Source organism: Streptomyces sp. NPDC059092 (genome assembly GCF_042756365.1).
Taxonomy (GTDB): Bacteria; Actinomycetota; Actinomycetes; order Streptomycetales; family Streptomycetaceae; genus Streptomyces.
Map to the genome: position 1 here is coordinate 92,447 of NZ_JBHZEJ010000020.1, position 14,858 is coordinate 107,304.

Consider the following 14,858-nt stretch of genomic DNA (forward strand, 5'->3'; position numbering starts at 1 on the left):
GTCAGGTGAACTGTCCGGCGACCGTCGCCGCGAGAATGATCCAGCCGTAATAGCGATTGGTGACGAAGGTGTCCCAGCAGGATTTCGGATCGTCCAGATCCACCCGTACGACCTGGTACGCCAGCAGGCTCCCCGCGGCCAGGACGAGCACGTGAAAAGCCCAACCCGTACCCACCTCGGCACCGGCCCACAGTGCGCCGGCGACGCTCAGCGCGATGAAGACGGCCAGCCACGCCTTGCTGGACCTCCCGAACATCAGAGCAGAAGACCTGACGCCGATTTTCCGGTCGTACTCCTTGTCCTGGTGGGAATAGACCGTGTCGTGAAACAGGGTCCAGAAGAACCCGCACGCGTACAGGCCGAACACTGCCGCCGGATAGTCGATACTCCCGGTCACCGCTGACCAGCCGGCCAGCACATAAGCGTTGATCACCAACGCCAGCCACGCCGTGGGCCACGGGAATATGCGCTTCATGTAGGGATACGCGACGAGCAACGGGTACGAGACCGCGACGACCAGGGCTGTCTCCCCGTTCACCATCGCCAGGAGCAGCAGTGAGACAACAGCCTGTGCGGCGCCGAAGAGCAGTGCCTTCCCGACGCTGATCGTCCCCGCCGCGACAGGACGCGACGCCGTACGGGCGACCTGGGCGTCGATGTCCTTGTCGACGACGTCGTTGACCGCGCAGCTCGCGCCGCGCACCAGCACGGCCGCGAGGGCGAGCAGTACCACCGACAGCAGGTCCGGTCGTCGCTCGGAGGCGAGGGAAACACTCCACAAGCCTGGAAGGAGGTAGAGCACGACACCCGTGGGTGCGTGCAGCCGCATCAGAATGAGATAGAGGCGGAGTGGCTCAGGGCTGCTTTTGACCAGGCGCTCAGATATCTTCGGGGGACTTTTGCGGCCCGCAGCCGCGGAGGCACCGCTCACCACGTCACCGGAAGTTCGACCAGCCCGCCGGTCAGCGTGTCGTGACGCAGCCTCAGATCATCCACCTCGACGGCCAGACGCATGGTCGGGAATCGCTCGACCAGCCGGGCGAGCGCCACCTGCAACTGCATCCGGGCCAGCGGCGCGCCGACGCAGGAGTGCATGCCGTGTCCGAAGGTGAGGCTCCCCGCGGTATGACGGGTGACATCGACCCGCTCGGGGTCGGCGAAGACCGTCTCGTCGTGGTTGGCCGCGATGATGTTGAGCAGCAGAAGCTCTCCGGCCCGGATGGTGGTGCCGTCGATCTCCAGGTCCTTCAGCGCATAACGGGGCATCCCGCCGTTGTGCGGGTTCGGCATGGACATCCGCAGGATCTCGTCCACCGCGCCCGGGACGAGGCTCGGGTCGTCCCGCAATTTCTGCCGCTGCTCAGGGTTGGTCAGCAACAGCAGCGCGCCCGTGCCGATGCGGGCCACCGTGGTCTCGTAACCACCGAACAGCAGCAACGCGGTCAGGCCCACGACTTCTTTGTCGTTGAGGCCCTCCGTCGCGCACAGCCTCGAAATCACGTCATCGCCCGGATTTTTCCGCTTGTCAGCCACAAGCTGCTGGCAGTAGCCGAACAGCTGGCCCATCCCCTGCTTGGACCGGGCGGGGTCCTGCACATTGGCGGCGTCCTGGGTCCAAATGCTGAACTTGTCCTTGTCCTCATGGGGCACGCCGAGCCAGTCGCACATCACCAGAATCGGCAGCGGCAGCGCCAAGGCCAGGCGCAGATCCACCGGTTGCGTCTGCCCGGCCAGTTCGTCCAGCAGTTGCTCGGTCAGTGACTCGACGTGGGACCGCAGCGCCAGCATCAGCTCGGGTGAGAAGGGCGGCTCCAGCACCGAACGCATCCGGGCGTGGTCGGCGGCGAGATCGCCCAGCAGGCTGTCGAGAAACGCGGACCCCTTGTCACGAGCGGTGGTCCCCGGGTCGGGATTGGAGCGGCTGAGCCGGTCGTCGTCCAACAACTGCTGTACCTGAGCATGACCGGTGACCAGCCATGCTTCGTCCCCGTCGACGGTACGGACCCGATGGACCGTGCCCTGGGACTGGAGCGTGCGCAACTGTGGCGCGACATGCAGCAGATGCGTCTGCTCGAAGGGCAATTGAGCTGGGGTGTTCACTGACAATCTCCACATCGTTATGACCCGTGACAACCTCCGCCGGCGCCGACGCCGAGTGCGACCAGGCAGTCGCCCCCGCGCGGTACGGGACCCGGTCCCGTCGAAACGCCCCACCGCCGTACCCACGATCCGACCGGTTGATCACCGGAACGGCGGGCACCACCCGAGCACCGAGCATCGTCTCGGGGGCACCCGCCGTGCGCGCGGTGCGGGTAACTCCGGCCTGACCTGGCACACCCGAGCCGTTCGCCGCCCTTGCGGGTTCGGCGACAACGGCCGGGCAGCCCCAGTTCTTCGCTCCCGTGTCCGAGGAGCGACGGTTTCTCTAGGCCGGCGGTGTGTACTCGGCGACCACGACTATGTAGTTGAGCTCATTGCTCCTGTGCCCGTCGAGGAACGGCTGCTCCACGCCGGTGGCCAGTCCCCACTGGGATCGCAGCTCCCAGTGAGGGATGGCCTCTTCGGTCAGGTCCCAGACCTGCGAGGGCACGAGGTGGTTGTCGGCGAGCGCCTGGAAGTACTCGCTGCGGCTGTTGATGTGGCAGTCGTAGTGCTCGTCGATGGCCTTCACCGCCGCGCTGTCGGTCGACACCGTGTCGTTGGCGCACCAGGTGACGCAGACGTAGCGGCCTCCCGGGCGCAGGAGCCGGGCGAACTCCGCGAAGGCCTCCGCGGGCTTGACGTACATGGTGGTCTCGTTGGTGTACACGGCGTCGAACGATCCGGTGGGCAGACCGGTGTCGCACATGTTGGCGAACTTGAAGGAGACCTTGTCGTCGCAGCCGTGCTTCTCCTTGGCGAGACGCTCGGCGAACTCGATGTGGTGGGCGCAGAAGTTGACACCGACCACCTCGCACCCGAACCGCCGGTTGACGAGGAAGGACGTGCCGCCGCGCCCCGATCCGCCGTCCAGCACCCTCGCGTCGGGCGAGAGCGAGCCCAGCCCGTGCAGCACCAGTTCGACCTGCTCGTTCTCTATCCGGGCCATTTCCGTGAGAATCGCCGCGTCCCGCTCGGGCTCGGGAACCTCCAGCACGGATTTGTCGTAGGGGCCGACGCCGTAGTGGTGGTGGTACAGCCCGTCCTCTTCGCCCAGCAGCAGGTTGATCGGGTCCTGCGTCTTGGTCTCGTAGTGGGCCTGCGCCCGGCGCTCGAATTCGCTGCGGATGACAGGGGAGGCCGTGGTGTCGTGGGTCGTGGTCATGTTGGTATGCTCCGATTCACTTGCCGGCCCTGTCGGGCGGCGCGGGTCATGCTGCGCGATTGACGATGCGGTCGAACAGAGTGGTCAGTTCGGCGGCCGCGGTCGGGGACAGTCCGGCTCGTCCGAGGTGCTCGACAGCCGAGTCCAGGTGATGGCGGGACAGCTTCTGGGCCGAGTCACGGCCACCGGCCTCGTCGATGAGGTCGGCCAACGCTTGCAGGTGCTCCGCCGTGATGTCATCCGCCTGCCACAACCGGCTCAGCCGGTCGCCGGCCGGGCTGTCTGCGGACAGGGCGGACAGCGTGGGGAAGGTCAGGTTGCGGCGCTTGATGTCTCCCCGGATGGGCTTGCCGGTCACCGCGGGATCGCCCCAGATGTCCTCCACGTCATTGGAGATCTGCAGGGCGATGCCCAAGTGCCGGCCCGCGTCGCGCAGGGCGGCCAGGACGTTCTCCGGTTTGCCCGCCCGCAGCGCCGGCGCACCCAGTGAGCACTCCAGCAGTGCTGAAGCCTTCTCCAGCACCATTTGCTCGTACGTCGCGAGGCTGTGGCCCGGGTCCGGCCGGAGGGTGAGCTCGCGAGCCTGGCCCGCGTGAACCAAACCGAGGGCCTCGGCGAACGAGCTGGCGATTTCGTTGTGGCCGGGGCCGGAGTCGTCCACGACCATCCGCAGCCCGAGAGCCTGTAGCGCGTTCCCGGCGTGTATGGCCAGACTTACGCCGAATACCTTCCACGCGGCCGGGCGGCCGCGACGCAGTTCGTCCGCGTCGGCGATGTCGTCGTGGAGCAGGGTCGCGTTGTGCAGCAACTCCACCGCTGCCGCCTGGGACCGCACGTCCTCCGGCCGCAGGCCGACTCCATCGGCCACCGCCGTCATGAGGCTGGCGCGGGTCATTTTGCCGTCCCCACCGCTGCTGGGGTCACCATGTTCGTCAATGAAACCCAGGTGGTAACGGCAGACCCGTGCCAGCGTCGGCTCCAGCGCGGAAACCTGCTGCTGAATAACGGGCAATACCGTGGATCGCACTACGCTCGGCGACAGGAGGGCTTGCGGCCCAGCAGGCGAGGAGACGTGTGTACTCATCGCGATATTCCTTCGGTCGCGCGAGTGAAGCACATGTCGTTCGCGAATTGAACCGCTGAACACTTGTCAATGCGTTGAACATGTTGCATATATGTCATCATGCCTTGTTCACCTCCTGCTCGACTTCGCCGTTCAGTAAAATCTCGATGCATGGAGGCTTATGCGAAAGTCCATGATCACTAACATCACCGCAGGTCAAACGGTGTGTGCTGTTCCCGAGTTTCGCGTAATCCTGAAATCCGGAGTCAGTCTGAGATCCAGTGGCGGTACCGGATTTGAGTCTGGGTGATCTCCCCAGCCGTGTCAACGACGTGGTGTGAGCCTGGCGGGAATCGTGCCCAGCGCTCACGAGTGCCGGTAAATTTCGACCCGCTTGAGATCCGGTTACCGGCGGTTAAGTTTATCTCCGGCTTGGGCGGTTTGGGCATCATGTAATTCCCCATCCCGAATTCTCCTCATTGGCCATGGGTCGGGAAGGTACGGGGAGGGAGAGTGTCGTGTCGGCCTAATCGGGCGCGTCGGACCGAGCGATCGGGCGCATCGGGCCCGTCGGGCCGACCGATCGGGCGCGTCGGACAGATCGGTCCCGACGCGCCGGCCGTTCGTACCGTGCGGGCCGTTTACCTCGGACCGCCCGTTCGTGTCGGGGCGATAGTCAACATCAGGGATGTTGACTATCGGATCACTCCATTTCATGTGTACCGGCCAAAAGGGGACCGCTCGCGCACACCTTCGGCAATAACTAAGTGGAGGTTTTTCGTCCAGATGAGGGGGCAGAATCAGCCATCCCTTATGGAGCCCCTACGGAGAGGCGGTGCCATGGCAAAGGATTCCGCAAGGCCCCTGCGGGCCGACGCCCGGCGTAATCGCGACCAGATTCTCGCCGCGGCCAAGCGGGTGTTCGGCGCGCGTGGGCCCGACGTACCCATGGAGGAGATCGCCCGGCAGGCCGGGGTCGGTATCGGCACGCTCTATCGGCGTTTCCCCGACCGGGCGTCACTCGTCCTGGCCGTCGCGCACGACAGCTTCGCGAAGGTCCTCGCGGAGGCCAGGGCAGCGGTCACGGAAGAGCGCAGCGCCTGGGACGCGCTGGTCAGAGTGGTCCGTACGTCACGCGAGCTCCAGCTGAGCGTGCACCTCACGATCCTCTCCCCACCGGTGTCCCCCGCCGCCCTGGCGGATCCGGAGGTCGCCTGGTTACAGCGCGAACTGCTCGTGCTCCTTGACGCGTTGGTCCTCTCGGCCCAGCGGGAGGGCACCTTACGCCCGGACGTGGGCAGCGGTGACGTGGCCGCGCTGCTCTCCCTGCTGCTCCGGCCACTGGGCGCCCCGCCGGGCATCACGTCCTGGCAGATGTCGGAGCGCGCCATGTCCCTGCTCCTCGACTCCCTGCGCACCCCGTCGAACCTCACGCTCCCGGGCGAGCCCATGACCCTGGAGGACCTGAATCCCGGCCTCACCGACGGCGCGTAGTGACGGGCGGGCAGCGGCGGCGCGCAGTGACGGCGCTCAGTGGTGGTGCGCAGTGGTGGCGCGCACTGGCCGGCTCGGGGTTGCCGCCGAGGGGTGACGGGGGTGCCGAGGGTTACGGGGGTAACGGGTGCCGAGGGGGACGGGGTGGGCCGGATTCGAGGGGTCACCGGAGGGCCGCCCCCTCCCTGATCCGGTGTTCGCGGTTGCGTGCCGGGCGTCAAGGGCGCTCCTGACGTCGCGTCGGCTTCGCCGATGTCGCTTCGCTCCACCCTTGACTCCCGTCCCTCCACCGCTGGAAAGGGCAGTGGGAGGGGGCGGCCGGGGGCCCCTGGGGGCCATGTTTGTTGCTGGGGCCGGACCCAGGCCGCCGGGCCGGTTCGCCCTGCGGGGCACGCGGTAGTGGAGTGGGGTGGCCCGGCTTTCGCCAAGCGGCTCGCCACCGCATGTGCGCTGGGCTTCATGCCCCGCTGGTCACCCGCCGTGGGTGGGGGGCGGGAGTGAATGGGGGCAATGTGTGCCAATTGGCCCTGTCCGGCTGGCCGGTTGTGAGCCTGTGTACCCGGAGCGCACATAGGCGGGACTGCGGGTACACAGTCAGTCGTGCAGTCCGGAATCAGGGGCAGGGGCCGCCGTCGCCGGGGCGGGGGACGCCGGGGCGGGTGTTCCAGGACCACATGTGCGTGCAACGCGGGCACTGAAGGTGGACGATCGGCCCGTTGTTGGAGATCAGGTAACGCCAGTGGTCGCCGCAGTTGCGGCGGTCCGCGCAGGTCGCGCAGTGGCGGGCGTCGTCGCAGACGGGGCAGGCCACCCAGGCGCGGCGGGCGGGGTCCGCCTGCGGATCAATGGGAAGCCGCACGGCCCGGGTCCTCCCGTGGCAGGACACCGGCCGCCACCAGCATGTCGTAGGTGCGCTGCTGCTCGGCGTCCAGACCTGAATAGAGGAGTGCGTACGCCTCGTCCTCGCCCCGAAGGGCGGCCACCGGGTCCCAGTCGGGGCCGAGCGCGGCCACGACCTCGGCCCGTCGCCGGGCTTCCTCGAAGGTCAGGTCGATCGTGAAGGGTATGAGGCTGGGTGCGTTGTCCTGGTTCATGGTGAGACTTCCGATGTGGTGACAGAGCCCCCACTCCTCTCTACCAGGCGCCCCCAGCGACAGGGAAGGGTCGCCTGAGCCCCTCCGGAAACGGTCCGGGGCACCGTTGCTTCGGACCCCATGGCTCGGCGCTCCCGGAACGGCCGACAGGGATGGGCCGTTGCCGCCACCGCGCCCCGGACGGCAGAGCTGGTCCGACTCGCGGCATTGTGATGCAATTCATGCCCTTCGCCCCTCCGCCGCCCCCACCCACGGCGGGTGACCAGTGGGGCCTGGGGGTCGGTGGGCGCGCACGGCTGAACGCGTGGTAAATGGCGACAGCAGGTGTCCGGTATTGCCGATTGGCTGTTGCCCATGACATTTACCTGGGCTGATTTCGTCTCGGCGGAGCCGCGCTTCGCCGGGACCGTTCAGTCGCGGTTCGAGAAGTACCGCCACCATGTGCTCGCCACCCTCAGGAAGGACGGCTCCCCGCGCGTCACCGGGCTCGAAGTCACCTTCCGGTGGGGGGAGTTGTGGATCGGGATGATGCCCCATTCACGGAAGGCGCAGGACCTGGCGCGCGACCCGCGATTCGCCGTGCACGCGAATCCCGGGCCGGATGACCGAATGGCGGACGGAGACGTCAGGATCAGCGGGCGCGCGGTGGAGGTGCGGGACGAGGAGGTGCGGGCGCGGTTCGTCGGCGAGCTGTCGCCGCCGGAGCCCTTCCTGCTCTTCCGGGTCTGTCCCGAGGAGGTTGCGGAGACCTCTGTCGACGGCTCTGACCTGGTGGTACGGGTCTGGCGGCCGGCCGGCCCGGTCCGTACGCTGCGGCGCGGCCCCGGCGACGGCCCGCCCCGCGAGGACCCCCGCGAGGAGGTCTGAGGGGAGGTTCGGGAGGGCCGTCCGGGTGGCGATGGCGGAAGTGCGCGATCTTGTCGCGTGTCCCCCTCGATCTCCGCCGCCGGGTCGTGCTAGGCTGACTGCGTTGCAGTTTTGGTACCCATGAACTTTATGTGCGCCTGACGGGAATGTTCCTCAGGCGCATTATTGTTTTTGCCGGCTTCTCCGGATGGGGCTCAATGCGGCGACGAGGAATCCGTAAAGTGCGGGTTTCCGGCTCTGCACCTGTTTTAGGAGAATGACATGGCTACTGGCACCGTGAAGTGGTTCAACTCGGAAAAGGGCTTCGGCTTCATTGAGCAGGACGGCGGCGGCGCCGACGTCTTCGCCCACTACTCGAACATCGCCACCTCGGGCTTCCGTGAGCTCCAGGAGGGCCAGAAGGTCTCGTTCGACGTCACGCAGGGCCAGAAGGGCCCGCAGGCGGAGAACATCGTCCCGGCCTAGTTCCCGGACGTTGTACCTCGCAGCCGGGGCTCGCACCTGCACGGTGCGGGCCCCGGCTCGCGCTGTCCTCAGGCCTAAACCCCAGGCCGTCCTCAGGCCCAGGAAGGCTAAGTACCCGAATGACTCGATCCGAACGCCCGGCACGTGCACCCCGACCTGCCGGTAAGCGCCCGGTGAACTCTCGCGCCAGGGGAGGAGCCGCGAAGGCACCCGCCCGCCGCGCCCCCGCCCGGCCGCAGGAGTTCACGCTGCCGGAGACCCTCACCCCCGCACTGCCCGCCGTCGAGGCGTTCGACGAGCTGGACATGCCCGCAGGGCTGCTGAAGACCCTCACCGCCCAGGGCGTCACCCAACCCTTCCCGATCCAGGGCGCGACCCTGCCGAACTCCCTCGCCGGCCGGGACATCCTCGGCCGTGGACGGACCGGTTCCGGCAAGACGCTCGCCTTCGGTCTCGCGCTGCTGGCCCGTACGGCGGGACGCCGTGCCGAGCCGCGCGCGCCGCTCGCCCTCGTGCTGGTGCCCACCCGCGAGCTGGCGCAGCAGGTCACCGACGCGCTCACCCCGTACGCGACCGCCGTCAACCTGAAGTTGACCACGGTCGTCGGCGGGCTCTCGATCGGCAAGCAGGCGGGCGCGCTGCGGCGCGGCGCCGAGGTGCTCGTGGCCACGCCCGGACGGCTGAAGGACCTCATCGAGCGCGGCGAGTGCCGGCTCGACCAGGTCGCGATCACCGTGCTGGACGAGGCCGACCAGATGGCCGACATGGGCTTCATGCCGCAGGTCACGGCGCTGCTCAAGCAGGTCGAGCCGGACGGGCAGCGGATGCTGTTCTCGGCGACGCTGGACAAGAACATCGACCGGCTCGTCCGGCTGTACCTCACCGACCCCGTCGTGCACTCCGTCGACCCGTCCCAGGGCGCGGTCACCACGATGGAGCACCACGTGCTGTACGTCCTGGACGAGACGGACAAGAAGGAAGTCACCACGCGGATCGCCGCGCGGGACGGCCGGGTCCTGCTCTTCCTGGACACCAAGCGTTCCGTGGACCGGCTGGTCAAGCGACTGCTGGCGAGCGGTGTACGGGCCTCGGGGCTGCACGGCGGCCGTTCGCAGCCGCAGCGCAACCGGACGCTCGAACAGTTCAAGAACGGCCTGGTCACCTGCCTCGTCGCGACCAATGTCGCGGCGCGCGGCATCCACGTCGACGATCTCGACCTGGTCGTGAACGTGGACCCGCCCGTCGACCACAAGGACTACCTCCACCGCGGCGGGCGCACCGCCAGGGCGGGGGAGTCCGGCAGCGTGGTCACGCTGGTCCTGCCCGAGCAGCGGCGTGAGATGACCCGGCTGATGTCCGACGCGGGCATCGCGCCGAGGTCGGCGCGGATCAAGTCCACGGACGAGGAGCTGGCGACGATCACCGGCGCGCGGGTGCCCTCCGGGGTGGCCGTCACCATCGAGGTGCCGCAGCCCGTGGTCCAGCAGAAGCCGAAGGCGCAGCGGACGCGTACGTCCCGCCCCGCCCGCGGCAACCCGGACGGTGGAGCGCGCGCGGCCGGTGGCGGTTCGTCACGCGGCAGCCGTGGCCGCCGCGGTGGCTCCGGCGGTTCCGGCGGGGCGGGCGGCGCGGGCCGTGGCGCCCAGGGCGGTCGGCGTACGGCCGCCTGAGCGGGAACATGCGCAGGCGGGGCCCGGTGGCGTGGAGGAACACGCCGCCGGGCCCCGCTCGTTCCAGCGGGAACATCCGGGGTTCGGGGGCGCGGGGGACGGCGTACGACACGGTGTGCGGAGGACGGTGTACGGGGGGCGCCCGGGCGGGGCGGTCGGTTAACTTCGGGGAAATTCCCTGCTGTTGTTATTGACGTGTGCACGTCTACGCGCGTCATCATGAGGCATGCGAATTCCCCCACGTATCGCCACCCTCGGTGGCCTCGCCGCTCTGGTCTCGACTCTGCTCGTCGGTGGAGTCACCGCTACCGCCACCGCCGCCCCCACCGCGGTCGGCAGCATCTGCTACTCCAAGCTGCCGGCCCAGGCCCACGACACGCTCGATCTGATCGACGCCGGCGGACCGTTCCCGTACTCGCAGGACGGCGCCGTCTTCCAGAACCGCGAAGGCATCCTGCCGGCCCAGTCCGCCAGCTACTACCACGAGTACACCGTCATCACGCCGGGCTCCTCGAACCGCGGCGCGCGCCGCATCGTCACCGGCAACAAGGCCAGCGAGGACTACTACACGGCCGACCACTACGCGTCGTTCTCGCTCGTCAAGTACTCCTGCTGATCCCCGTCCCCGGAAGGTAACCTCCGTCCCATGACGGTGACATATGTGATCGACGGGGCGGAGGTCACCGGCCTCGACCGCTTCTGGCAGGTGATCGGCGCCGCCGTGAACGGGCCCGACGGGTACTTCGGGGGCAACCTCGACTCCCTCGCGGACTGTCTGCGCGGCGGCTACGGAACGCCGGACGACGGCGACTTCGTCATCGAATGGCGCCGGCACGAACGGTCGCGCCGGGCACTCGGCCAGGAGGAGACCGTACGGACGCTCCAGCGGCGGCTGGAGCGCACGCACCCCGACAACCGGCCCGCCGCGCGGGCCCGGCTGGAGGACGCCCTCGCGGGCCGGGGCCCCACCGTCTTCGACGAGCTGGTCCAGCTCATCGAGGAGGAGGCCCCCGGGACGCTGCGGCTCCTCTGAGCGATGCGCCGGACCGTCAGGCCCGTACGGCCCGTCAGCCCGGTAAGGCCCGTCAGCGGCGGCGCGGGAGTGTGCACTCCAGGCGCCGTCGCTCCGGGCCCTTCGGTACGTACGCCACCGCCTCCGCCGCGGTCCGGCGCGCCCGCCCCGCCGGATCCTCGTCCAGCAGGATCCGCTCCAGCGCGGCCACCGCACGGGGATCACGGCGCACCGCCAGCCCCCACGCCGCGCGCGCCGCCGTCTCCGGGTCCGGTTCGTTCAGCCGGGCCGCCAGCGCCTCCCGGATCTCGTACGTGTCCGCCTCCAGCGCCGCCAGGGCCAGCACCGCCCGGTCCCTGACCGTCGCGTCCGCGTCCCGGCTCAGCCGCAGCCGCGCCCGTACACCGTCCTGATGGTCCGCCGGTACGAGCCCGGTCAGCGCGACGGCGACCCGGCGCCGTACCCCCGCCTCCGGGTGCGCCGCGTGGCGCAGGATCTCCGGCAGCGCCGCCGGATCGCCGTGCTGGCCCAGCGCCACCACGACCGAACCGATCAGCTCCGCCTCCACCGCCTGCCGGGACAGCTCCCGCAGCAGGGGCACCGCGCGGGCCGCGAACGGGCTGCCGCCGTCGGCCGCCTCCGGGGTCATGTCCGGGGCCCCCGCTCCGGACCCGCCCGTCCAGCCCTCACCCGTCGCGCCCAGCCGCGCCAGTACGTCGGCGGCGAACGCCTGCCGCAGCGGTTCGTCGCTCGCGCACCACGCCGCGCAGGTCAGGAACGTTTCCTCGTCACCGCGCCGCCACAGCGCCGCGACCGCCTCGATCCAGTCGTCCCGCTCCGGATCGCCGCAGCCCAGCGCGCGCTCCGCCAGCTCCTCGTACGATGTCGCGATCCCCAGCTCCGCCTCCAGCAGCGTCGCCACGGCCGCGTGCCCCGTCTGCTGCTCGCGCCCGGCCATCGGGCCCCCGTCCCGCAGCAGTTCGACGACGACGGTCTCCGAACCCTCCTCCCGGATCCGGCGCACCACCGTCTCGTACCCCTCGCCGTAGGCGCTCAGCAGCCCGGCCCGCAGCTCCTGTTCGACGTCGAGCGCCATCCAGCGCCGCGCCTCGGCGAGCGCCGCCCCGCGCGTGCCGGAGTCCCCGCCCGTGCCGGAGTCCGCGTGCGCCGTGGCGTCCATGGATCCGCCGGCGTACAGGGATTCGCTGTCGCGCGCGCCGGCGCCGTACCGCAGCAGGACGCGTACGGTCGCCGTCGAGCCGCGCCGCGCCGCCAGCACCAGCGGCGCCTCCCCGCCGGGGCCCGGCAGATCCGGGTCCGCGCCGTACTCCAGCAGGGTCTCCGCCGTGTCCGCGAACCCCTGCACCACCGCCCAGGCGATCGCCGTGTAGTCGAACGCCTCCCGGCCGTCCGGCGCCGCCCCGGCCGCGAGCAGCGCCCGTACCACCTCGGTGTGGCCGCCGCAGGCCGCCGCGCACAGCGGCAGGTCCCAGCCCTCGGGGCCGCTCGCGCGCTGCGGGTCGGCCCCTGCGGCGAGCAGCAGCCGTACCATCCCCGCCTCGTCGCTGACCGCGGCCCGGTACAGGACCGTCTCGCCGTCCGTGTCGGTCGCCTCGGCCGACACGCCCGCTCTGAGCAGCCGTACGACGGTGTCGTCCTCGCCGTCGGTCACCGCCTCGAACAGGCCGGTGACACCGGCCGCCGCCTCTTTCGTCATGCTTCGACCCTACGTTTCCCGAGCCGCCCGCGTTACGGGGTATTCGCTCACGTGTCGCAGTGCAGCACGGTCCCGCAGAGTCCGCACCGCGCCCTGACCCGTCCCCGTACGGGTACCCGGATCCGCTGGAGGCACGTCGGGCAGGGGAACGAGACGCGCAGCCCGTCCGGCAGGGTCTCGAAGGCGTACGGCGACGCGGGGTCGGACATGGCGCCCGGGTGGTCGAGCGCGTAGCGGCGGTCCTTCGCGTACCGGTGCCGGCCCGTCCAGCCCGCGGTCGTCAACGGCGGCTGCTGCTCGTCGCGCTGCGCCTGCGCCCTGCCTTTCGTATACGACGTGTACCCCTGCGGGCTGGTGAACCAGATCCGCGGATCCTCGTCGAAGACCTCCGCGCGCTTGGCGAGGACGTAGCCGAACTCCTCCGGCGTCAGATAGCCGAGCTTCTGGCTGGAGTCGCGGTCCTCGCGGTACGCGTCGAGCAGCAGCCAGCCCGCGCCCAGGTAGGTGGTGGCCGTGTCGGTGAGGATCTCGTTGTCCCGGGTGCCGGGGAAGGACAGCCCCAGCCGGTGCAGCAGGACATGGGTGATCTCGTGGGCGAGCGCGGCGCCGATGTCCCTGCGGTGGGTGCGGAAGCGGTTGTTGAGCTCGACGAAGTACTCGGGGCCCGCCGTCAGCTCCACGTTCGCCGCGTGCGTCATCTCCCGGAAACTCACGATCACGCGCGCGTCGGGCAGCCGGAGCTGCTGCACCAGGGCGTGCGCGACCCGCTGGGTGCCCAGATGGAGGTCGTCCAGATCGGAGAAGGCGACATCGGCCGGGACCACGCTGGAGGCGTACGCCCGGACGCCGTCGGCCGACAGCCGGTGGTAGAGCGCGGTGATCGCGGCCCGCACCGTGTCCAGATGCGGATAACCGTGGACGACCTCGCCGCCGTCTGTCACGTCCCCTGCCCCCTCCGCCTGCCCGGTGCCCGGCTCGCGGGGCGGTCGGGCCCGCACCCGTCAACTGTACGGCGGTACGGGGGCGGGGCGCGGGAGCGCGCCGCGCCGATGTCCGGGCGGCGGGAGAGGTGCCGCGCCGACGCCCGGTCGGCGCCAATGTCCGGTCAGCGGACGGTGGCTGACAAGTGATCCGTCGCAGTGGCCGAAAGAAGGTTCTTGTGGCGCGGCGTATTCCCTCCGCATAATCCGGATCACGCTTTCTTGTCGGGCCCATGTCATCGCACGCAACGCGCGTCGACCCGGGCCCACAGCACCACCCCCACACGCATCCCCCACGAAAGGCAGACCGTTGAGCATTCTTGGTGCCCTGAAGAGATGCGCCGCCATCGGCGCCGTCGCTCTCGCCGCCGTCAGCCTTCAGCCGTCCTCCGCCTCCGCCTCACCGCTGCCGGCCCCGGCGCCCGTCGCCCAGGCCGCCGCGCCCCTCGCGCCGCCCGTCGTCGGCGGTACCCGCGCCGCCCAGGGCGAATTCCCCTTCATGGTCCGGCTCTCCATGGGCTGTGGCGGCGCGCTGTACTCGCCGACCGTCGTGCTGACCGCCGCGCACTGTGTGAGCGGCTCCGGCAACAACACGAGCATCACCGCCACCGCCGGAGTCGTGGACCTCCAGAGCACCAGCGCCGTCAAGGTCAAGTCCACCAAGGTCCTCCAGGCCCCCGGCTACAACGGCGCGGGCAAGGACTGGGCGCTGATCAAGCTCGCCTCCCCGATCAACCAGGCGACGCTGAAGATCGCGACCACCACGCAGTACAACACCGGCAACTTCACCGTCGCCGGCTGGGGCGCGGCCACCGAGGGCGGCGCCCAGCAGCGCTACCTGCTCAAGGCGACCGTCCCGTTCGTCTCCGACGCGAGCTGCAACTCCTCGTACGGCGGCGACATCATAGCCAACGAGGAGATCTGCGCCGGTTACGCGAGCGGCGGCACCGACACCTGCCAGGGTGACTCGGGCGGCCCGATGTTCCGTACCGACAACTCCGGCGCCTACGTCCAGGTCGGCATCGTGAGCTGGGGCAACGGCTGCGCCCGGCCCGGCTACCCCGGCGTCTACACCGAGGTCTCGACCTTCGCCTCCGCGATCGCCTCGGCCGCGGCCACTCTCTAGCACCATCAGCACCATCAGCACCATCCCACCCCGTACGCGGTGACATGAGGGGGGCGTGTACCGGAC

The 14,858-nt window shown here is 69.7% G+C and carries 15 protein-coding genes; 7 read left to right on the forward strand and 8 right to left on the reverse strand.

What is annotated here, in order from left to right; translation table 11 throughout:
* Position 1: 1 nt before the first annotated feature.
* The 4 genes from ACFXPL_RS14935 to ACFXPL_RS14950 form a co-directional block, all read right to left on the reverse strand.
* Positions 2-829, reverse strand: coding sequence for a 4-hydroxybenzoate octaprenyltransferase (locus ACFXPL_RS14935; RefSeq protein ID WP_384918106.1), 828 nt, complete (start codon positions 827-829; stop codon positions 2-4).
* Positions 830-927: 98 nt separating this feature from the next.
* Entirely contained in the window at positions 928-2,100 is a 1,173-nt protein-coding gene (locus tag ACFXPL_RS14940; protein ID WP_384918109.1) for a cytochrome P450, read from the reverse strand.
* A 325-nt stretch (positions 2,101-2,425) separates the two neighbouring features.
* The gene (locus ACFXPL_RS14945; RefSeq protein WP_384918112.1) at positions 2,426-3,304 is read right to left on the reverse strand and encodes an SAM-dependent methyltransferase; all 879 of its coding nucleotides are present in this window, start codon (positions 3,302-3,304) and stop codon (positions 2,426-2,428) included.
* Between the two features lie 46 nt (positions 3,305-3,350).
* The gene (locus ACFXPL_RS14950; protein ID WP_384918115.1) at positions 3,351-4,388 is read right to left on the reverse strand and encodes a polyprenyl synthetase family protein; all 1,038 of its coding nucleotides are present in this window, start codon (positions 4,386-4,388) and stop codon (positions 3,351-3,353) included.
* Positions 4,389-5,207: 819 nt separating this feature from the next.
* Between ACFXPL_RS14950 and ACFXPL_RS14955 the strand changes: the two genes are divergently transcribed.
* Entirely contained in the window at positions 5,208-5,861 is a 654-nt protein-coding gene (locus ACFXPL_RS14955; protein WP_384918118.1) for a TetR/AcrR family transcriptional regulator, read from the forward strand.
* Between the two features lie 613 nt (positions 5,862-6,474).
* Here ACFXPL_RS14955 and ACFXPL_RS14960 read toward each other — a convergent pair.
* Positions 6,475-6,720, reverse strand: a complete 246-nt coding sequence (locus ACFXPL_RS14960) for a hypothetical protein (RefSeq protein ID WP_384918121.1) — start codon at positions 6,718-6,720, stop codon at positions 6,475-6,477.
* On the reverse strand, positions 6,704-6,955 hold the full coding sequence (locus ACFXPL_RS14965; protein WP_384918124.1) for a DUF6400 family protein: 252 nt from the start codon (positions 6,953-6,955) through the stop codon (positions 6,704-6,706). Before ACFXPL_RS14965 ends, ACFXPL_RS14960 begins: the two co-directional genes overlap by 17 nt.
* A gap of 354 nt (positions 6,956-7,309) precedes the next feature.
* Between ACFXPL_RS14965 and ACFXPL_RS14970 the strand changes: the two genes are divergently transcribed.
* From ACFXPL_RS14970 to ACFXPL_RS14990, 5 genes are all read left to right on the forward strand, one after another.
* Positions 7,310-7,822, forward strand: a complete 513-nt coding sequence (locus tag ACFXPL_RS14970) for a pyridoxamine 5'-phosphate oxidase family protein (RefSeq protein WP_384918127.1) — start codon at positions 7,310-7,312, stop codon at positions 7,820-7,822.
* 261 nt (positions 7,823-8,083) lie between these two features.
* Positions 8,084-8,287, forward strand: coding sequence for a cold-shock protein (locus tag ACFXPL_RS14975; RefSeq protein ID WP_003969786.1), 204 nt, complete (start codon positions 8,084-8,086; stop codon positions 8,285-8,287).
* A 119-nt stretch (positions 8,288-8,406) separates the two neighbouring features.
* Positions 8,407-9,957: a DEAD/DEAH box helicase gene (locus ACFXPL_RS14980; RefSeq protein WP_384918131.1), complete on the forward strand. Its 1,551-nt coding sequence runs from the start codon at positions 8,407-8,409 to the stop codon at positions 9,955-9,957.
* A gap of 226 nt (positions 9,958-10,183) precedes the next feature.
* Positions 10,184-10,573 carry a ribonuclease domain-containing protein gene (locus ACFXPL_RS14985; protein WP_384918135.1) on the forward strand — a complete coding sequence of 130 codons (390 nt, stop codon included), beginning with the start codon at positions 10,184-10,186 and terminating at the stop codon, positions 10,571-10,573.
* A 30-nt stretch (positions 10,574-10,603) separates the two neighbouring features.
* The gene (locus ACFXPL_RS14990) at positions 10,604-10,990 is read left to right on the forward strand and encodes a barstar family protein (RefSeq protein ID WP_384918138.1); all 387 of its coding nucleotides are present in this window, start codon (positions 10,604-10,606) and stop codon (positions 10,988-10,990) included.
* A 52-nt stretch (positions 10,991-11,042) separates the two neighbouring features.
* On the opposite strand, the gene ACFXPL_RS14995 is transcribed toward ACFXPL_RS14990, so the two are convergent.
* Positions 11,043-12,686, reverse strand: a complete 1,644-nt coding sequence (locus tag ACFXPL_RS14995) for an ankyrin repeat domain-containing protein (RefSeq protein WP_384918141.1) — start codon at positions 12,684-12,686, stop codon at positions 11,043-11,045.
* A gap of 47 nt (positions 12,687-12,733) precedes the next feature.
* Positions 12,734-13,627 (reverse strand): hypothetical protein, encoded by an 894-nt coding sequence (locus ACFXPL_RS15000; protein ID WP_384918145.1) that lies wholly within the window; start codon positions 13,625-13,627, stop codon positions 12,734-12,736.
* A gap of 349 nt (positions 13,628-13,976) precedes the next feature.
* Here ACFXPL_RS15000 and ACFXPL_RS15005 point away from each other — a divergent pair, with 349 nt between their 5' ends.
* Positions 13,977-14,792, forward strand: coding sequence for a S1 family peptidase (locus ACFXPL_RS15005; protein WP_384918148.1), 816 nt, complete (start codon positions 13,977-13,979; stop codon positions 14,790-14,792).
* Positions 14,793-14,858 lie beyond the last annotated feature (66 nt).